Genomic DNA, 19,692 nt, shown 5'->3' with positions numbered 1-19,692 from the left:
GCGGCGTTCAATGCTGACGCGGATCGAAAGGTTCAGGCCGCGTCCGCCCCTCGCGCAGCTTGAGCGCAAGACCCAGCGCCACGCCCACGCCGATCGCCACAGTCAGGTCAACCAGCACCGTCAGGGCCATTGTCAGCAGCAACAGCATACGGTCGGACGGGCGTTCGCGCATCCAAACGCCCCATTTATGTGGCTCGGCCATGTTCCACGCGGTCAGGATCAGCAAGCCCGCCATGGCGGGCATGGCCAGCATTCCGGTCGGGCCAGCCGCCAACATCATCATTGCAAGGATGATCACCGCATGGATCATGCCCGCAACGGGTGTTTTTCCGCCTGCGCGCACATTGGTGGCGGTGCGGGCAATCGCCCCTGTTGCAGGCAAGCCGCCAAACGCGGCAGAGGCCAGATTGGCGGCACCCTGCGCCACAACCTCGGCATTGGGTTTATGCCGTGCGCCTGTCATGCGGTCGGCGACAACAGCGGATAGCAGCGACTCGATCCCCGCCAGAAAAGCAATGATCAGCGCCGAGGGCAAAACCTCGAATATCCGCGCCAGCGACAGTTCGGGAAGGGCAGGCAGGGGCAGGGTGTCGGGCAGCGCACCGAAACGCGCCTCGATGGTCTCGACCGGCAGCGACAGCAGCACCGCAGCGCCCGATGTGATGGCCATTGCCACAATCAGACCGGGCAGGCGCGGGGCGGCACGGCGAAAGAGGATGATCAACACCATTGTCGCAAATCCAATGGCAAAGGCGGACAGACTGAACGTGTCGCGCGCGGCCCAGAGCGCGGGGAACTTGTGCAGCAATTCGGCGGGTTCATTCAGCACGGACAAGCCCAGCAAGTCTTTCAACTGGCTGGCCGCGATCAGCACCGCGATCCCGATGGTAAAGCCGTTCACGACAGCCTCGGGCACATGGGCGATCAGGCTGCCCGCCCGCAACCATCCCGCCACAAGCAGGATCACACCGGCCATTGCCGTGGCCAGGATCAGCCCGTCATAGCCATGTTGCGCGATCACACCTGCCACCACGACGATGAACGCCCCTGTGGGGCCGCCGATCTGCACCGTGCTGCCCCCGAGGGCCGAGATGATGAACCCCGCGATAATCGCGGTGACCAAGCCCTGTGCCGGTGTCGCGCCCGATGCGATGGCAATGGCCAGCGACAAAGGCAGCGCAACCATGGCCACGGTGATCCCTGCGAAAAGATCGGCACGGAACACGGCAGGGGAATAGGTACGAAGACTGGTCAGCAGTTGGGGACGCAGCATTGTGAATGGCCCTGAAACATCCGCGCAGCTTGCGTCCGCCTCTGCGCCGGTTCAAGCGCCATTTCCATGCCCTCTAAGAATTTCGGCGCGCATCGCGCGCCGTTTGCCGCGCAAGTCCGGCAAATCGGCCTAAAGGACGCCGATATCGGCCAGGGCGGCGCTCAGGTCGCTGGGTAGCGTATCCTCGTTGGCACGCCCTTTGGCCAGATCAGCAGGCGCATCGCCTGCCGCAAGATAGCGCCAGCCCTGAAATGGTTTTTTCAGCGCCTGATGGGTGCGGATCAGTTCGGGGTCCAGCACGATGGCGCAACGGCGGATACCGTCGCCACCGAACACCTCGTCCAGTCGCAGGATGCGCTGGCGGCATTGCAGCACGCCCTTGATCACCCAATAGATGGATCCGCCATCCAGAATCTCGGCCTCGCGTTTGGGCCACATCCGCGTGACGTGGCGCGGCAACCCGTCCGGCCCTTTGGCGCGCGGACTGGCCTGCCAAGCGGCCAGATCCTCGACCCCTTCGGTGCCGACAGACAGTTTGATAAGATGCAACGGCTGCGACATGGCTTTATCCCCAAGTATGGTGGAGCATAGAGGCTGCAACCGCGAGATCAAGGGTGTGTCAGGTGATCTTTGCTGTTGTGAAAGCGTTGACCAAAGGGGTCAGTCGGCCTATCCTCGACGTCCTGTCGCAAAACACTTGCGTGTTTTGCCCATGCCCCCGCCGCATCATTCCGAATACTACCTCATCTGATCCTAAGGACGCTGCCATGACCCGTTTTGCCGCCCCCATTTCCGAACAGATCTGGGATATGAAATACCGGTTCAAACAGGCGGATGGCGCCCCCATCGACCGCTCGGTCGAGGATACATGGCGGCGCATCGCACGTTCGCTGGCGCAGGTGGAACAGGACAGCGCGCTGTGGGAAGACCGTTTCTACACAGCACTTGAGGATTTCAAATACCTTCCCGCAGGGCGCATCACCGCCGGAGCGGGCACAGGGCGTCGCGTGACGCTGTTCAACTGCTTCGTCATGGGGACGATTCCCGACAGCATGGGCGGCATCTTCGACATGCTGAAAGAGGCCGCGCTGACCATGCAGCAGGGTGGCGGAATCGGTTATGATTTTTCCACCATCCGGCCCCGCGGCGCCGATGTTCTGGGCGTCGCTGCCGATGCGTCGGGACCGTTGTCCTTCATGGATGTCTGGGATGCCATGTGCCGCACGATCATGTCCGCAGGCAGTCGACGTGGCGCGATGATGGCGACGATGCGTTGCGACCATCCGGATATCGAGGCGTTCATCACCGCCAAATCCGATGCTGCCCGCTTGCGGATGTTCAATCTTTCGGTACTTGTCACCGATCCTTTCATGGAGGCGGTCAAGGCCGATGCGCCGTGGGATCTGCAATTCGACGGTAAAGTCTATCACACCGTTCAGGCGCGCTATCTGTGGAACCGGATCATGAAAAGCACTTATGATTTCGCCGAACCCGGCGTGATCTTCATCGACCGCATCAATGCGGCGAACAACCTCAACTATGTCGAAACGATCGCGGCCACGAACCCTTGCGGCGAGCAACCCTTGCCGCCCTACGGGGCCTGCCTCTTGGGGTCGATCAACATGGCGCGGCTGGTGGCGGACCCCTTCGGCAGGAAAGCGCGGCTGGATCCCAAGCAACTGACCGATCTGGTCGCCGTTGCCGTGCGGATGATGGACAATGTGGTGGATGCCAGCCGCTTCCCGCTTGAGGCGCAAGCGCAAGAGGCGCAGGCCAAACGGCGGATCGGACTGGGTGTGACGGGTCTGGCCGATGCGCTGCTGATGGTCGGCCTGCGCTACGGCTCGGAGGAAGCGGCGCGTCAGACCGAGGAATGGCTGCACGCGATCGCCCGCGCCGCCTATCTGGCCTCGGTTGACTTGGCCAAGGAGAAGGGCGCTTTTCCACTGTTCGATGCAGAAAAATTTCTGGCGTCAGGCAATATGCGGATGATGGATGATGACGTGCGCGAGGCAATCCGCACTCACGGTATCCGCAACGCGCTGCTGACCTCGATCGCGCCGACCGGCACGATCAGCCTGTATGCAGGCAATGTGTCGTCGGGGATCGAGCCGGTCTTTGCCTATGCTTACAAGCGTAAAGTCCTGCAAAAAGACGGCAGCCGCACCGAGGAGGAAGTCGTGGATTACGCCGTGCAGATGTGGCGCGAGAAATTCGGCGACGCTGAGCTTCCCGACTATTTCGTCAACGCTCAGACGCTGGCCCCGCTGGATCATGTGCGCATGCAGGCAGCGGCGCAGAAATGGGTGGACAGCTCGATCTCGAAAACCATCAATTGCCCCGAGGACATCAGCTTTGATGCGTTCAAGGAGGTCTATATGGCCGCCTATGAATCGGGCTGCAAAGGCTGCACCACCTACCGCCCTAACGATGTGACGGGATCGGTGCTCAGCGTATCCGAGACCACCGACAAGACGCCGGAAGCCGATCAGGGTGCGGATGTCATTTACATGTCCGAGCCACTGGACCGTCCGCAAGCGCTGGACGGCAATACCTACAAGCTGAAATGGCCCGATAGCGAGCATGCGATTTATTTGACGGTAAATGACATCATCATCAACGGCCACCGCCGCCCCTTCGAGGTGTTCATCAACTCCAAGAACATGGAGCATTTCGCCTGGACCGTGGCGCTGACGCGGATGATTTCGGCCGTGTTCCGGCGCGGTGGCGACGTGAGCTTTGTGGTGGAAGAGTTGAAAGCCGTCTTCGACCCGCGCGGCGGGGCATGGATGGGCGGGAAATACATCCCGTCGATCCTTGCGGCCATCGGCGGCGTGATCGAGCGTCACATGATCTCGATCGGCTTCATCGCCGGAGAGGGGATGGGACTGAAAACAGATCCGCAATCCAAGGTCGTCGGACTGGAACTTCCCCGCGGCAAAGCCTGCCCGTCTTGCGGTCAATACGACATGCGGATGGTCGAAGGCTGCATGACCTGTGCCAGTTGCGGCCACTCCAAATGCGGTTAAGCGGCGCTGGGGGCAGGGAGTTGTATCATGACGACCAATTAGTGGCTATTGGCCGGGCTAAAATGTCTATTCTGCAGGCAAAAGAGGTCAATTTGGAAAGACCGCCGTTTTTTCGCGATTTGTCACCGTTTCAAGTGACAAAGGGTTCTTTGGTCGGCTTTCCTTGTCGGTAGTGGTATCATCCGCGAGGGCAAGTGGGCCTTTGATCCGAGTGTGATGAGCGGCAAAGCTTGCAATTTGATGCGCACTTGAGATGTCAGCAGCCTGCCAAGACTTATTGTGCCCAACTTTCGGTATGATGGTGATTTCAGCTGGGAGATCGACATCGGTAATGGTCGAACAAGTCGCACGCATCCGCTTCGAGATCGAAGGCCCTGACCTGCTGGTATGGCGTAGGCTGGAGACAACATCTATCTGCGCAAGATCCACAGTGCGAAGAGCTTATGCCTCTCGGCCCTGACCGAGCGAGGCGTAAGGCAGGTGCTTTACGTCCACGTTTTGGCTCCTAAGCATCGGCACCAGAGGGCACAATCGGACGTGCGTCGGCTGGTCCTTTGATCGGGAGCGGCGTTTGTCGGAGCACGAATCCGGAGCTGATGCAAAATCTACACGCGCTCGGGAATGCATCTGATATTTGCAGAGGGCCTGCTGGCATGCGTTGAAGCCATGCGATGCGAATGGCATCTCAAGCGTGATCGCCGCTTGCGCAGGGCACTGGCGAAATCCGCACAAGGACTTTCTTGCACAGAGAGGGTGGCCCCGAGCGCCGGAGCGTCGTGGCCAGTATCGATCAGTGGCCGTTGAAGGAACGGCCGAGTTCCTCGACCCGTGCGAGGTTCCACCGGTGTGCGGCGAATGGGTCGGTCGCCCGAGCAGCGTGTTCGACGCGCTCGATGGCCGACTGCGACATCTCTGATAGTGCCGCGACGATCGCCGCCACAGCAGACTGCACCGCCGCCGGACACCGTAGAGGGTCGTGGGAGAGGGCGATCAGATCGCCCAATGCCGTCAATCCGGCCGGATCGGCAGCCTGTTCGAGCAGGAGCCAAACTCCATCCGCGTGACGGCGGATGAAGTTCGTAACATATTCGGCGGCGATCGCCTGTCGTTCAGCAGCTCTGGCCGCTCTCGGATAGAGAAGTTCTGTCATTTGACATCCTTCGGACGAACAGTCGGCGGCGGGAGCCGCGCGTGTTCACCTGTCGTCAAGGGCCGCCGCCCGTTGGGGCGGCAGCTTTGGCGTGGGTCGCATCAGGCAGCCGCAGCAACAGGCCGGGCTGTCGCGTGAAGGAGGGCGCTCTCGGCAAGCGCCTCACGCAGGCCATCGGTCAGCAAGCAGATATCGGCGACGACCGGATCAGCCGGATCGATCGCCGCGAAATACCCAGCTTCGGGACGGTAGAAATCGTCGACAAGTTCGAGCGAGAAGATATCCAACATAGCCTGCAGGTCCTTTTTGGTTGCCCGGGTCAGCGGCTCCGCCTTACTCAGGGCGTCAACGATGCGGGTGACGCATTTCGCACCCGGTGAGCCTGCCAATAGGCGGCTTGCGTGGAAGAGGGCATCGCTACTCAGCGCGATGAAGACGTGAAGCGGGTCAGCGGTGAAGTGACAGACAGTGGTCGTGATATGCTGGTACAACATGGGGGGGCCATTCTCTGGATAGTGTCCGGATCAATGCCCGGGTCAAGCTGTCTGTCTTTCTTGCTCTATGGCTCCTTCGATCCAACCTGTGCGCCTCTGCCCTGCCAGACGCGTCGGTTGGATTGAAGCTGCGGCGACCTTTGAAAACCTTTCTCCTGCTGGTGATGTCCTGTCCGCCTCTGAAATGAACATTGGCCGAAGTAGTAAAACCCGAAGGGAATTTTTGACTGAGCTCGCCTTTTTTTCGTAACGGCAAGAAAAACTTCGCCTGCTTTTGCAAGTTGAACCCAATATCATGGGCATGGAGGACGTACGGTCAGTGACGTTTACCCAGAGAGTGAGATCTGCCAGGAGAAGCTTCTCTTACTCGGCCACTCCTGGGGCGCCTATCTGGGCATTCAGGTGGCCGCCGCGGCGCCCGACAGGTTCCTCGCCTACGTAGGCATGGCACAGATCGTGCACCAGCTCCGTTCCGAGGTCCTGGCGCGCGATCACTTGATCGCAGCGTATCGGATGCAGGGCGATGACGCGATGGTCCGCCGGTTGCAGGCTGCGCCGGTCAGCATGTCAGAAGGCACATCGGACTCTTGGATGCGGCTGCGCGACAGGGCCATGCACGAGATGGGCGTTGACCACATTCATGCGATGCGTTCCGTTATCACTGGGATCTTCCCTTGCATGGGCTGCGAGTCATCACGCGGGGCTGTTCATCAGCATCTCAGAACGAGGGTGATTTCAACACCCTGTCTTCCAACGAACTGCTTTGACTTACACCAACTGATGCGGTTTCGCGCCCGCCTCGGTATCGGGGACCCTTGCCTCTCCCGCCACTGGCATGATCCTCGCCGTGGTCATCCTCGTTCTCTTCGCCGTCGTCGCCGGCATGGTCATCGCCGTGATCGTCCTCACCGCTATGCGCATCATCAGGACGGCCGCCTTGGCCACCACCTCTCCGGCCTTGCCCGCTTTCGTGCGTCGTCTCGCCCTCGTCACTATGTTGGGCGAATAGGGGTCGCGCAAGAACCAGTGCCAGCAGACTGGTCAGCATCAGGCGACGGTTCATACTGTCAGGAAACACGATCGTCCTCCTTTCGAAGAAGGGTGATGCGGGGCAACACCATGTCGCCCCGCAAGGCACGCTTTATTCCATCGTTTCAGGCACGGCATATTCGTGGATGAACTCGATCACAGCCCGCGCATCATCCGCAGCCTGGGTATAGGCATCGAGCGATCCTGACGCTGTGAGGTCAACTGACCCGAAGACAACATCATAGATATTGACCTCTTCTACCGCGAAGGTTCCATCATCCTGATCGACCAGCACCGTCGCCATGACATCCGCGTAGCTGTCGGACCGGTCGTAGCTGAAGGACGAGTAATCGACGTCGGAGTAAGTCACGTCACCTACTGTTGCCAGATTGATGCCGACGAATGAGTTGATGTAGGCAATCTCATCCGAGGTGAATACACCCGTCTTGTCGGTTGCCGCAGCAAGAAAGGCTGCCGACGCGGCAAGGTCTTCTGGTGTGTATAGGCCATCAACCAGGAAGTCATACTCGGTTCCGACCAGATCATCGGGCGTCAGTCCAGGAATGCTTCCCGTCGTCAGCAGAGAGATGTAGATCGCCAGATTTTCGAGGGGCGCGTCAATCGTCTTTGCTTCTCCGTCGATCGTCAGAACAAGACGGCCTGCCGCATCTGTCGTCAAGGCTGTCGCGCTGCTGAGCACGGCGATCACCTCATCAGCACGCGCGTCAAGTACCTTGTTGGGCGCGCGTCCCACATTCAATCGACCAAGTTCAACTTCAACGGTCAGGGTCTCGTCAACTGGTTTGCCTTCTTCATCCAGAGCGATGAGGTTACCCTCAGCGTCAATGGGTTGGACAAAGCCTTCTTCTGTCAGGAGAGGCACGCCGTTTTCATCGCGCAAGATGATCCAGAGATCTCCGAACAGATCGCCTTTCTTGGCACCGGCGGTTGCAGGCTTGCCGCCACCGGCCCCACCCTTGCCTCCAGCTGCCGCACTTCCGGACTGACCTGCATCCGCAGGGCGACCCTGGACAGCATCCGGCGCCGCATCCGCACCGTCGACGGGATCATCCATGCCGGTGATTTCCTTGAAGATGCCACCAAGTCCGGCGCCCGAACCTTCACGGCCCGCTTGGCCGCCTTGCCCCTGGCCATGTCCAGCTCCAGCAGCACCGCCGCTTGCGCCCCCCTGCATTTGCTTACCCGCCCCCTGTTGAGCCACGGCCATATCAGGCAGGACCGAACCGCCGGCAAGAGCAAGCGATGCACAACCGGCCGCAAGCCAAAACTTCACAGATAGATTTTTGGAAAAACGTTTCAGCATATCAACTTCTCCTATGCTTGTCTTCCGCCAGCGCGAGGAACCCAGGGTCACCTCGGAGCGGACACAGACGCACATAAGCACAAAACCCACATTCGGTTATTGATATGTATCAACCTCGTACAAAATCATACGGCGGGATGAAAGCACAAAACCAGAAGAGAACGGATGGTCGAACCCGTTTCAGAATTGACGGGTTAGGCCTACCCGAAACAGCCGCTCTTTCGTGTCAAAGTTGTCTACTCCCAATCCATAGTCGACCGCGTTGGAGTCGTAGGTGGTATGGGTATAGTCGAGACGAACGTTCGTATTCTCACCGATGGCGAATTCAACCCCACCGCCCATCCGGACGCCATCCAGGGTTGTGCTTTGGCTTACGGCGGCGCTGCGGAATGAATAGGCGACGTCGAAGTCTGACCGCACAACACCGGCCCTTGCGTAAAGCAGGACATTGTCGTTCAGCACGTAGCCCAGCCGAACACCAAGACCGGCTGTCGCTTTCTTCTCGACCGAATAGATCCGGCCAACGGGACTGCGCTCGATGTTCCAGTCTGCAGATGACAGCTCGATCTCGGCCTCGCCGCCGATATAGAAGCCGTTTTGCTGGATGCCGTAACCCGCGTAACCGCCCCCTGTAAAGCCCTGACCGGCGCGCGTCGCGGAAAGTGTAAATGCAGGTGCACCATCGTCGGGACGCAGGCCCGTGTTGTCGCTTTGCAGCGTGCCATGCCCGATCTGTGCCCCTGCATAGAAGCCTGCGAAATCCCTTGCCATGCTGGTATCTGCGGCCTGTTCCTTGGCCGCAAAGTCGTAGACAAGGCCGAACCGCACGAGGCCTTCGACATTGGCGAAGTTATCGCTGCTGGGGGTCCCGAGGGGCGATCCCAAGGGATAATCTTCATAGGCACGCAGCTGATACTCCATCCGCCCCGACAAACCGTTTCCAAATGGAATCTTCGCCCCGACCCCAAGCAGTAACCCAAGCTCACGCTCGGACTGGCTGACGGCCGCAGAGGCGTCGCGCTGATAGGTGCTGGAGAACTCGGTCGAGATCACACCGAAGCGCGTATAGAACAGATTGTCATTCTGGGTCTGCACACCCGTTACTGCGGTGATCGCAAGCGCATTGTCACGCTCGACCCCAAAAACGCGATTGCCGGTATGGGTCCAGGATGTGGAGTTAAACTCGAAATCCACCTCGCCGCCCAGCACAAGAGCGCCATATTCACTTCTGTATCCCGCAAACACGCTGCCTGCCGGGCCGTGATCTCCGAAATCCGCTGTCAGACTGCCACCAGAGCCACGCGTCCCATTAACCTTGCTGTGCAGTGCGATATCGCCCAGCTGGACGCCTGCGTAGAACCCGCCACCCGTGACCTTGGCCAGATCTGCGGGGTCTGCGTCAAAGCGAGGCTCCAGTGTTGCGCCGAAGGTCAGGGATACCCGATGCTCATCGAAATCGGCACCCGCCACATCAGATTGACGCTGACGGAAGTCGTAATTGGTATCAAAATAGACGCGCGACGTGAGGGCATATCGCAGCGACACGCCCGCCTCTGCCAGATGGTCCGTCCGCGAGATGGACTGATAATCGTTCTGCGTCAAAAAAGCATAGGCCGCCAGGGACATGTCCGGGGCAACCCTGTGCCTGAGGCGCAGACCGGCTGAGGTCGAGATATAACCTGATGCGCCGCTGATCGTGGTCTCTTCGATACTGCGTTCGACAATGGCGTCAAGATCGGTGCGATCGTCGAGCGGCATACTCAGATCCGCGCCGATATCCAGCGCCGTGGTCGTGCCAAAACGCGCGTCGTCATAGTTTTGGGACATCAGGCCAACAAGCACCTCGCCCCGCATGGGGCCAATCATGCCATTGTAGCCGATCGCAAGCTGGTAACCTTCCGAACTCCGCGCGAAACCCAGCCCCTGATTGTCTATTGGCTGATCATATTCGCGCTGGTCATAGATGCCTTGCAGAAAAACCTCGCCATCTTCCAGACCTGCAATGCCGATGCGCCCGCCAAATTCTATCAAACGGCGGTCCCTGTCATCGTTGTCGATCGCTCCGCCAAGAGAGGTGGGCGTGTCTTTGAAATCAAGGTCTCTGACGTTCAGCCCCAGCCGGAAAGAGCGTTCCGCAATCGCGCCGCCGATTCCAAGATAACCGCTCGCTTCGCGCAACTCGGTGGGGTTGAGCCCGCTGACGTCATCCGGCGACTCGCGGCCTTCATGACCAAGTTCGTAGTCCAGACCGCCAAAGACAAAGACATTCTCGTTGACCCGATACTGGGCTTCGGCACCCAGGAAATAATCCTCATAATCTTCCTGCCCATATTCCGCGAAACGGGCAATGGCACTGCTGGCCTCAAGGTTCAGTCTGAAATCTTCGGCGCGGTAGGACAGTCCCATCCACGGAGATACCACTGTCACAAAGTCCGAACGCCGGTCATTGGCGGTCAGGAACACGTTGTCCGTCGCCTGAACCGATACTGTAACGCCCGCATCGAATTCGTAAGAGGTATCCGAAGCATCATTCGACTGCGCAAGGGCCTGCTGCGCCGCCAAGGAAACAGTAAGGACTGTCGCCAAGCGCGAGACTCCCGCAGATTTTGAAAATGTCATCGAAAACTCCGGCCTTGGTAGAGCAATTTGGTTCGTATATAAAAGAAACGCGAGAATCTGGAAATCTTCAGTTTATACGATGTGTTGCAAAACAAGGTGATGTTGCAAAAATGATCTTCCCCACCGATCATAAAACCGGGCCATCAACCAGGATAGGATCCGACACCTTGTTAACAGTCTGTAATTGACTTAGTTCAATTGAGGGAGCGGGGTTGCGGATCGGCGATATTGAATGCCTCCGACTGCATTATGCGCTGACGCTGCGGCGCTGGTTTGATCGGTTCAATGCCAAAGCAGATGTCGCGGCTGCGTTGAAGGACGAGCGTTTCGGCGACATACTGGTCCAGTGCATGGCTCAGGTGCGCGGCTTGGACCTTTCGCATATCCTCCAGACTCGAGCAGGCCAGCAGCTCTTACTGGGTCTTTTGGCCCTGTTGCAGCCGGTTCCAGAAAAAGCGGATCGTTTCTGTCCCCATATCCATACACGCTTGCGCGGCAACGATGCCAGCGGTCAGCGGCAATGGGGGGCTTGATGCCTTGTCTGTTGGCTTTGCCGGGACGGGATGATCGGTTTTCTGCTTCTTTTCAGGCATTCTCGCTCCTTTCGATAGGATGACAGCGCAGGCAGGCCATCTGCATATGAGATATGTCTTGCCCGTTCATCATGGCGGTTCATTGATCATCGTCAATAATTCCGCGGCCAAGGCCATCTGATAGGGCAGCGGCCAGTATGGCGCGCACCTCTGCATTATCCAATTGCGCAAAGTTGATGTAATGCCGGCCAACAGCAATGAAATTGGTGGGCGCGTGCAGGCGGATGACCTCATCGGCAAGGTCAGACACCTTCGTCCCGATAGACCAAAGACCCACGCTGCATTAATGATCAAACTGGACCACTCGATGGGGGCAGTCCACCTTTTTAGAGGCGAAACTACGTGGCTGATGCAGATCACAGACCGCCCCGACAGATTTGCATTTTGCCCGATGGCAGCTATCTACCCACACCGAACGTATTCAAATTCACTGCAAGATTTCTTGATCTCGATCATATCGATGACCGTGGCCAATGATATTCTGGCTACATGCTCAGAGACAGTCTGAAATTGCCGGTCTTCCGGGCCGAGCGCGTGACCAGGGTCTACCGGACCGGAGCAGTCGATGTCTGGGCGCTGCGCGGAGTCGATCTGTCTTTGGCTGAGGGCGAAATGGTGGTCCTTCTGGGGGCGTCGGGATCAGGCAAGTCGACACTGGTGAACATCCTGGGGGGGCTGGATCTGCCATCAAGCGGGCGGGTGTTCTTTCGTGATCAAGATTTGAGCCGGGCCAGTGATCGCCAGTTAACGGCCTTCCGGCGCGATCATGTGGGCTTCGTTTTCCAGTTCTACAATCTTGTCCCCAGCCTGACCGCAAGCGAGAATGTTGCACTGGTGACCGAGATCGCGAAAAATCCGATGACGCCGCAAGAAGCGCTCGAACGCGTCGGGCTCGCGCATCGCATGGATCATTTTCCGGCCGAGTTGTAGGGGGGTGAGCAGCAACGTGTTGCTATCGCGCGGGCCATTGCCAGGCGCCCGGATGTGCTTTTGTGCGACGAGCCTACCGGAGCATTGGACAGCAAGACCGGCATTCAGGTTCTGGAGGCGCTACACGAGGTCAATCGCGATCTGGGGACGGCGACAGTGTTGATCACCCATAACGCCAGCATCCAGCGTATTGCGCACCGGGTTGTGGTGCTGGCGGATGGTCGTATCACCCGCGACGATGTGAATGCCGCGCGCGTGCTGCCACGCGAGGTAATTTGGTGAGGGCGCTTGACCGGAAGATGCTGCGCGATCTGAGCAGGATTTGGGCGCAAACACTGGCCATTGCTCTGGTGCTGGGCTGCGGCGTCATGGTGCTGGTGGGGGCGCAGGCAACGCAAGCCACGCTGGTCCAGACGCAGACCGCCTATTACGAACGTCACCGTTTTGCCAATATCTTTTCCGGGGCCACGCGTTTGCCAGGGGATGTGGTGCAGGCAGCATCGCTGATTGACGGTGTGGCACAGGCGGAAGGGCGCATCAGCTTTCAGGCCGTTCTGGATATCGACGGCATGTCTGAGCCTGCTACGGCGCGCATCCTGTCATTGCCTCCCGCTGGACCTGGGTTGAACCTGCCGCTGGTCCGTCTTGGAAGACTGCCGGACCCCGACCGCGCCGATGAGGTGGCTTTGGCCGAGCCTTTTGCCGAAATTCACGGCCTTACCCCCGGAAGCAGCTTTCGCGGGATACTCAATGGCCAGTTGCAGGAGCTGACCGTGACCGGCTGGGTCCTGAGCCCCGAATTTATCTATACTATGCCGCCCGGAGCGATGATGCCGGATGAGCGTCGGTATGGTCTGATCTGGATGAACGAGGCCGCCGCCGCTGCCGCGCTGGACATGAATGCAGCTGTCAATGATATCGCGCTGCGTCTGACACGGGATGGCGACGAACGCGCGGTGATCGCTGCGCTTGACCAGCTTCTGGACCCTTACGGTGGCACCGGCGCATATGGGCGTGACCGACAGTTGTCACATGCCTTTCTTGAGGGCGAACTGAGCCAACTGGCGGCGATGGCCGCGTTCATTCCACCAATTTTCCTGATCGTCGCGGCCTTTCTGGTCGATATGGTGCTTGGCCGTCTGATCGCGTTGGAGCGGTCGCAGATCGGGCTGCTGAAAGCACTGGGCTACGCACGGCGCGAGATCGCGGGCCACTACTTGAAGCTCGCGGTTCTGATCGGCGTGATCGGGGTGCTGATCGGCTGGATCTTCGGATGGTGGATCGCGCATGCCATGATCGGGCTTTACGGTGATTTCTTCCGCTTCCCCTTTATCATCCGTGACTGGGGAACGCAGGCGCTGGTGATCTCAGCAGCCCTCGGAATGGCGACGGCTGTGCTGGGCGGGTTTCGCGCTGTCTGGGCATCGCTGCAACTCCCACCGGCGGAAGCCATGCAACCGCCTGCACCGCCCGTCTTGCGCGCGGGGTCGCCGACCGGTTGCTGAGGCGCATGTGCTTCGGGCAAACCACAATGATGATCTTCCGCTCGATCATCCTTTGGCCCGGGCGGGCTTTCATCACATTGTTCGGGGTGTCGGCTTCGGTCGGAGTGCTTGTCATGAGCTATTTCATGTTCGATGCCGTGGAGAGACTGGCTGACAGCGTTTTCCAACAACCCAACCGGCAGCATGTGACACTGTTGCTGGCACAGGGTCAGTCCGAGCGCGCCGTGCAGGACGCACTGGCTTTGCCCGGCGTTCTGGCCGCCGAAGGTGCCTATGCGATACCGGTGCGCGCCCTGAAGGGGCACCGCAACCGGCTGACTGCCCTACAGAGCCATTTCCCCGGCGCGGAGCTTGCGCGTCTGGTCGATGACGCCGGGCGCATCGTGACGCCGCCAGTCGAGGGTGTGATCCTGCCCGAGATGCTGGCCCGTGCGTTGGGGGTCGACGTTGGTCAAATCTTGCGGCTGGAAATGTTAGCCGCCCCCCGCACGGTGCTCAACCTGCCTGTGGCAGGGATCATCGCCCAAGGCATGGGACAGGAAGCGCATATCTTTGCCAAAGCGCTGCTTGCGGCGATGGACAGCGTGCCACAGGTGAACATGATCCATCTGGCCGTGCAGTCGGACCGGATGGGCGATCTCAACGCCGCGATCAAAGAGACACCGGCGATTGCCGGGCTGATGGACTGGGCTGACGTCCGCAACCAGTTTGACGTCACACTGCGTGAGAACCTGCTGACAATGGTTAGCATCTACACTCTCATCGGGGTGCTGATTGCCATCGGCGTGGTCTACAACGCTGCGCGCATCCAGTTGTCAGAGCGCAGCTATGAACTGGCCAGTCTGCGGATTCTTGGCTTCAGTCGCGGCGAAGTTGGCTATGTGCTGGTGGGTGAGATGATGCTTCTGACGGCACTGGCGATCCCGTTAGGCTGGGTCATGGGTTATTGGCTGGCACTCGGGCTGGTGGCGCTGGCGGTGTTTCTCGCGTCACTTGCTTCGGTGCTGATGGTGCGGCGCAGGCTCGACCGCGTGGATCTGGCGACAGCGCTCAAAGCGCGCGACTGACAGAGAAAGGGAATGAACATGATGCGCAAACTGGCGATGGGCGGGATCGGAGCGGGACTGGTGGCAGCGCTACTCTGGGCGCTCTGGCCGCAGCCGATGCCGGTCGATCTGGCGTCCGTCACCCTCGGTCCGATGCAGGGGGTGATCACGGCGCAGGGCGTGACCCTTGTGCGCAACCCGTATGCCATCACCGCCCTGATCACCGGAGCAGCCACGCGCTTTCCCGTCGAGGTAGGTGATCAGGTGGTCGCGGGCGAAACGGTTGTAGCGGTGATCCAGCCCGCTGACCCTGCGCTGATGGACGCCCGCACCCGGGCGCAGGCCGAAGCCGCCGCGGCGGAAGCTGCGGTCGCAGTGGCGCAAAGCAATCTGCGTCAGGCTGAAACTGGGCGGGACCATTCCGAGTTGGAGCTTGAGCGTAGCCGCATCCTTGCCGAGCGCGGCATCATTGCCCGTCGCATGCTCGAAGATATCGAAGCCGCCCATTTGTCAGCGCAGCAAAGGCTGGATGCGGCGCGCCTTCAGCTTGACCTGAACCGCGCCGCGTTGGCGCGTGCACAGGCGCAAATGTTGGGCCCGCAGGCACTGCTCGACCTGGATGCTGAACCCGGCGCGTGCTGTGTGCAGATTGTGGCGCCCCAGAATGGGTTCGTGCTTGATGTCAGCGATCAGAGCGCGCGGCTGTTTCAGGCTGGAAGCCACCTTCTGACCATTGGCGATCTTGACGAGATGGAGATCGAGCTGGACCGTTTGTCCACCGATGCCGTTCAGGTGCCTGTCAGCGCGCGGGCGCTGATAGAGCGTTGGGGCGGCGACGGGGAGCTCGAGGCGCGGCTGCGGCGTATCGACCCGGCGGCGTTCACTCGCGTCTCTGCTCTGGGAATAGAAGAACAACGCGTCCGTTTGCGACTGGACCTTCTGACCCCGCCCGAGGCACGCCGCGGGCTGGGCGAAGGCTACCGCGTGCATGTCCGGTTAATCCTTTGGGACGCCCACGCGATTATCAGCGTTCCACAGGCAGCCCTGTTTCGACACGACGATAGCTGGGCAGTATTTGTCGAGGACTCTGGCCAGGCGCGGCTTGAACCCGTGAGAATCGGGCGACAAGCCGGGGGACAAGCTGAGGTGCTTGATGGATTGGATGAGGGCGTGCCGGTGGTCCTGTATCCCTCTGGCGCACTGACGGAGGGCAAAACCATAACTTCACGCGATTGAACGGCACGCTTCAGAGCTGCAAATCTTCTGATCAAGGACAGGGCCAGTTCCTGGACGTTGGCGCCAGGCCTCGAGTGATCGCATTCACATCGACGACTCGGTTTCATCGTCGCCCAGCAAATCCGGTCGGCCCACTGTCCACAAACAAAGTATCGCCCGAAAGCACGCTGCACGGGGTATCCGTGCGACCGTCATAGAGCATTTAGGACCTGGAGTGCCCCCACTGAAGTTCTCTAATCGCATTGGTCGAGTTTGATATTTGATGTCTTCGCGCGCGCCGGGTTCATGGTTCTCTCCGCGGTCGACTTCCATGGATCGCCGCATGGTGGCGTCGGATGGTCGGATCGGCCTAAGTGGTCTTCGCACTTGTTTCGCTGATCAGTGCATTCAAAGGGACGGCCTTATGGCGACAATAGGGCGAATGGTGGCTATCACAAAATACTGCGAGCACAGTGCTGCTACTTCACAGTCTGCATTCTGTTCTACACCTTGACCATGCTACAACTTCACGCGAGTTTTTTTTGCGGGCGCATCGAAAGGCGGGAAGGTCCTCACCGCCGACATTTGCCATCCAAAAATGCTGCACGATGCAAGAACGGCAGGAATATGAAAACTGCAACGCAGCGCTCGACTATGAAGCCAATGCCTACGCTCTTTGGTGGATAACCGGGATTGTTTTCTTCCGCAGAACATGGAACTCGGAACGAAAGCTAAGGCAAAGCCCTTTCGGCAGAGCGACACAAATGGACGCCCACCTTTAGGGTTGAAAGACATATGTTCCCGGTGCCCGGGCAAGGGGTGTGTAGCCAAGACCCGCCGCGCCCATGTTTGGGGGATCAGTCATCTCGCCGCTATGGGTCGCCGCCCATTCGGCCCACTCGGGCCACCAGGATCCCGCCTTCGGGGATTGCGCAGCGAACCATGTATCGGGGTCGACATAAGGCGCGCCGGTCGGTCGGTGTGAAATGCGATAGTGGCGCCGTTCATGACCGGGCTCGCTCAAGATGCCGCCGTTGTGGCCGCCCTTGGTCAGCAACAGATGCAGGTCGCAATCGGTGAAAAGCGCGGTCTTGTACACCGACCGCCACGGTGCGATGTGGTCGGTTTCCGTGGCGACGATGAACATCGGCACCTCGATATGTTTAAGCGCGATGACGCGGCCGTCCACGGCATACCGCCCCGCCGTAATACGATTCTCGAGGAAGATGCCGCGCAGGTATTCGGAATGCATCTGTGCGGGCATTCGGGTCGTGTCGTTGACCCAAACCGTAATATCTGTCGGCAGGTCCGGCTCGTTCAGAAAATATCGGCGCACGGCACGCGACCAGATAAGGTCTTCGGATCGGATCGCCGCAAAAGCGCCAGACATCTGCGGACGGTCAAGGTAGCCCTGCGCCCACATCATGTCTTCAAGGAAGGCGACCTGGCTTTCATCGAGAAAAATCAGCAACTCGCCCGCCTCCGCGAAATCCACTTGGGCCGCCATCAGCGTGACGGTGGCAAGGCGGTCGTCGTGTTCGCGCGCCATAGTTGCCGCCGCGATCGCCAAAAGAGTGCCACCAAGGCAATAGCCATTGGCGTGGATCTTGCGGCCGGGAACAATCGCATTGATCACGTCAAGCGCCTGCATGATGCCCTGCACCCGGTAGTCGTTCAGCGACAGATGCGCCTGCGCAGCGCCCGGGTTGCGCCACGAAATGCAGAATACCGTGTAACCCTGATCGACGAGCCAGCGAATGAACGAGTTTTCCGGCGACAGATCGAGGATGTAATATTTCATAATCCAGGCAGGCACGATCAGAATCGGCTCGGCGTGGACCTTCCTTGTCGTCGGAGCATACTGGATTAACTCCATTACATCGTTGCGATAGACGACCGCTCCCGGTGTGGCGGCAAGCTTCTTGCCAAGAGCGAAGTCGTCCGGAACCGGGCGGTGTTCCTGAGCCAGCAAATGGAGCGCGTCATCGGCGAAGTTCGCGGCACCCTCGACAAGATTGCGACCACCGGTCTTCCAGATTGCCTCAAGGATCTCGGGGTTGGCATGTGGAAAATTCGCTGGCGACACGGTGTCCAGAAGCTGCCGGATCATGAAGCCCGTGCGCCGCGCGTTCAGGCCTCGCAGGCCGGGAAGATCGGCGGTCGCGACCTGCCACCAATCCTGCGCGCCAAGAAAACCCTGTTGCCATACTGAAAAGGGCGCTGCGTTCCAGCCTTCGTGCGACCAGCGCGTATCGTTCGGCCCAGGGGTGAACGGCTTGTCCGCAGTGCTGTCTTCGGCCGTGGATGCGGCAAACTGGGCCAGCTTCAGCCAGTTGGTCTGTGCATGTTCGATCAGTTCAAGCTGGCGGCCGGGTGCTCGGGCCAGATGCATCGCCCAATCGCTCCACGCATCAAGGACTGCATGGGGCGATAGCCCCGCAGTGATTCGCGCAAGACTGGCCATTACTGCGCGATCCAGCGCCGCGTGCGGATGCGCCACATTTTTGTACCGCGCTGCGCCATTCGGTTCTTCTGTGGAAGGCGGCACGATCGCCAGCGCCTGCGAGGAACGATCTGAAAGGCGGGCAAGGGATGGTTTCCGGGTCATGTGGCATAAACCTCTTTGGGTCTGAGAGACGGGATTTCCTCTGGCGAGATTGTTTCAGGCTCCGAAAGCAGTCTCGCTCCGGCCTCCAACTCGTAAGGTGCTGATGCCGCCAATCATATGCGCCAGATCAAATACGTGATGGTATGGGATGCAAAACTCCGCTTGCGACGACGCAAATTTATATTTTGGCTCTAATACAGTGCCAAGAACACGACTTTGATCGGCAGTCCTGCGAAAGTTGCAGCTGGGTCGGTTCATTCGGTCATTCACATGGAAGATCACAGTGATAGCAGCTTGGGCCTCTGTCTATTGGACTTCCAACAAGACCAGATTTGTCAGTGTCCGCGAACTGGCTACTGATGGTGGAAAAACTGATGATTGAGAGAACACCCATGCTGCTGACCGATCCGCATAACCAGTCTGTCGACACCTGCCTTTCAGCGCTGGCCTCTGATTCTGCAGGCCTGAGCGCGACTTAGGCAGCGCGGCGGTTGGCCGAACACGGTCCGAACTGTCTGCCCGAAGTGCGTGCACATGGGCCGCTGATGCGGTTTCTGGCGCAGTTCCACAATGTGCTGATCTATGTGCTACTGGGGGCCGCCGTGGTGACGGGCGTCTTGCAGCATTGGGTCGATACCGGGGTGATCCTGGCGGTGGTGCTGGCCAATGCCGTGATCGGCTACCTGCAGGAGGGCAAGGCCGAGGCCGCCATGGCCGCGATCCGCGGCATGCTGGCCCCACGCGCCGCCGTCTTGCGCGATGGGGTGCTTGTCACGCTTGATGGTGCCGATCTTGTCCCCGGCGGCGTGGTACTGCTTGAGGCGGGCGACAAGGTGTGAGAACGGCGGTGCGAAAGTCGGCCACGGTAGCGGCGGGA

15 protein-coding genes and 1 pseudogene are annotated in these 19,692 nt (G+C 59.6%); 7 read left to right on the top strand and 9 right to left on the bottom strand.

The window, feature by feature from the left end:
• Positions 1–7: 7 nt before the first annotated feature.
• Positions 8–1,273, bottom strand: coding sequence for a SulP family inorganic anion transporter (locus K7H22_RS06830; protein WP_330165840.1), 1,266 nt, complete (start codon positions 1,271–1,273; stop codon positions 8–10).
• A gap of 129 nt (positions 1,274–1,402) precedes the next feature.
• Positions 1,403–1,834 (bottom strand): DUF1489 family protein, encoded by a 432-nt coding sequence (locus tag K7H22_RS06825; protein ID WP_230799992.1) that lies wholly within the window; start codon positions 1,832–1,834, stop codon positions 1,403–1,405.
• 206 nt (positions 1,835–2,040) lie between these two features.
• Between K7H22_RS06825 and K7H22_RS06820 the strand changes: the two genes are divergently transcribed.
• Entirely contained in the window at positions 2,041–4,302 is a 2,262-nt protein-coding gene (locus K7H22_RS06820; RefSeq protein ID WP_230799991.1) for an adenosylcobalamin-dependent ribonucleoside-diphosphate reductase, read from the top strand.
• A 790-nt stretch (positions 4,303–5,092) separates the two neighbouring features.
• On the opposite strand, the gene K7H22_RS06815 is transcribed toward K7H22_RS06820, so the two are convergent.
• The 5 genes from K7H22_RS06815 to K7H22_RS06795 form a co-directional block, all read right to left on the bottom strand.
• Positions 5,093–5,452 carry a hypothetical protein gene (locus K7H22_RS06815; protein WP_230799990.1) on the bottom strand — a complete coding sequence of 120 codons (360 nt, stop codon included), beginning with the start codon at positions 5,450–5,452 and terminating at the stop codon, positions 5,093–5,095.
• Between the two features lie 101 nt (positions 5,453–5,553).
• Entirely contained in the window at positions 5,554–5,946 is a 393-nt protein-coding gene (locus tag K7H22_RS06810) for a hypothetical protein (protein ID WP_230799989.1), read from the bottom strand.
• Between the two features lie 718 nt (positions 5,947–6,664).
• On the bottom strand, positions 6,665–7,024 hold the full coding sequence (locus tag K7H22_RS06805; RefSeq protein ID WP_230799988.1) for a hypothetical protein: 360 nt from the start codon (positions 7,022–7,024) through the stop codon (positions 6,665–6,667).
• A 63-nt stretch (positions 7,025–7,087) separates the two neighbouring features.
• Positions 7,088–8,269: a hypothetical protein gene (locus tag K7H22_RS06800; RefSeq protein ID WP_230799987.1), complete on the bottom strand. Its 1,182-nt coding sequence runs from the start codon at positions 8,267–8,269 to the stop codon at positions 7,088–7,090.
• 210 nt (positions 8,270–8,479) lie between these two features.
• On the bottom strand, positions 8,480–10,918 hold the full coding sequence (locus tag K7H22_RS06795; RefSeq protein ID WP_230799986.1) for an outer membrane beta-barrel protein: 2,439 nt from the start codon (positions 10,916–10,918) through the stop codon (positions 8,480–8,482).
• A 197-nt stretch (positions 10,919–11,115) separates the two neighbouring features.
• Here K7H22_RS06795 and K7H22_RS06790 point away from each other — a divergent pair, with 197 nt between their 5' ends.
• On the top strand, positions 11,116–11,451 hold the full coding sequence (locus K7H22_RS06790; RefSeq protein ID WP_330165845.1) for a class I SAM-dependent methyltransferase: 336 nt from the start codon (positions 11,116–11,118) through the stop codon (positions 11,449–11,451).
• A 139-nt stretch (positions 11,452–11,590) separates the two neighbouring features.
• On the opposite strand, the gene K7H22_RS06785 is transcribed toward K7H22_RS06790, so the two are convergent.
• The gene (locus K7H22_RS06785) at positions 11,591–11,761 is read right to left on the bottom strand and encodes a hypothetical protein (RefSeq protein ID WP_230799984.1); all 171 of its coding nucleotides are present in this window, start codon (positions 11,759–11,761) and stop codon (positions 11,591–11,593) included.
• A 239-nt stretch (positions 11,762–12,000) separates the two neighbouring features.
• On the opposite strand from K7H22_RS06785, the pseudogene K7H22_RS06780 reads away from it, so the two are divergent.
• The 4 genes and pseudogenes from K7H22_RS06780 to K7H22_RS06765 all read left to right on the top strand — a co-directional run bounded on the left by K7H22_RS06780 (position 12,001) and on the right by K7H22_RS06765 (position 16,228).
• Positions 12,001–12,723, top strand: a pseudogene (locus tag K7H22_RS06780) (ABC transporter ATP-binding protein).
• Positions 12,724–12,740: 17 nt separating this feature from the next.
• The gene (locus K7H22_RS06775) at positions 12,741–13,946 is read left to right on the top strand and encodes an ABC transporter permease (RefSeq protein WP_230799983.1); all 1,206 of its coding nucleotides are present in this window, start codon (positions 12,741–12,743) and stop codon (positions 13,944–13,946) included.
• A 26-nt stretch (positions 13,947–13,972) separates the two neighbouring features.
• A complete protein-coding gene (locus K7H22_RS06770; RefSeq protein WP_230799982.1) occupies positions 13,973–15,013 on the top strand; it encodes an ABC transporter permease in 1,041 nt (346 codons plus the stop codon).
• 18 nt (positions 15,014–15,031) lie between these two features.
• Positions 15,032–16,228, top strand: a complete 1,197-nt coding sequence (locus K7H22_RS06765; protein WP_230799981.1) for an efflux RND transporter periplasmic adaptor subunit — start codon at positions 15,032–15,034, stop codon at positions 16,226–16,228.
• A 757-nt stretch (positions 16,229–16,985) separates the two neighbouring features.
• Here K7H22_RS06765 and K7H22_RS06760 read toward each other — a convergent pair.
• Positions 16,986–18,671: a PHA/PHB synthase family protein gene (locus K7H22_RS06760; protein ID WP_419248162.1), complete on the bottom strand. Its 1,686-nt coding sequence runs from the start codon at positions 18,669–18,671 to the stop codon at positions 16,986–16,988.
• A gap of 635 nt (positions 18,672–19,306) precedes the next feature.
• Here K7H22_RS06760 and K7H22_RS06755 point away from each other — a divergent pair.
• Positions 19,307–19,654, top strand: coding sequence for a cation-transporting P-type ATPase (locus K7H22_RS06755; protein WP_330165839.1), 348 nt, complete (start codon positions 19,307–19,309; stop codon positions 19,652–19,654).
• The last annotated feature ends 38 nt before the right edge of the window (positions 19,655–19,692 follow it).

Origin of the sequence: Seohaeicola saemankumensis, from assembly GCF_021021435.1 — a bacterium.
In the GTDB taxonomy this organism is placed as follows: domain Bacteria; phylum Pseudomonadota; class Alphaproteobacteria; order Rhodobacterales; family Rhodobacteraceae; genus Seohaeicola.
The sequence above is the reverse complement of the archived record's forward strand: the minus strand, read 5'-3'. Positions and strand labels throughout refer to the sequence as shown.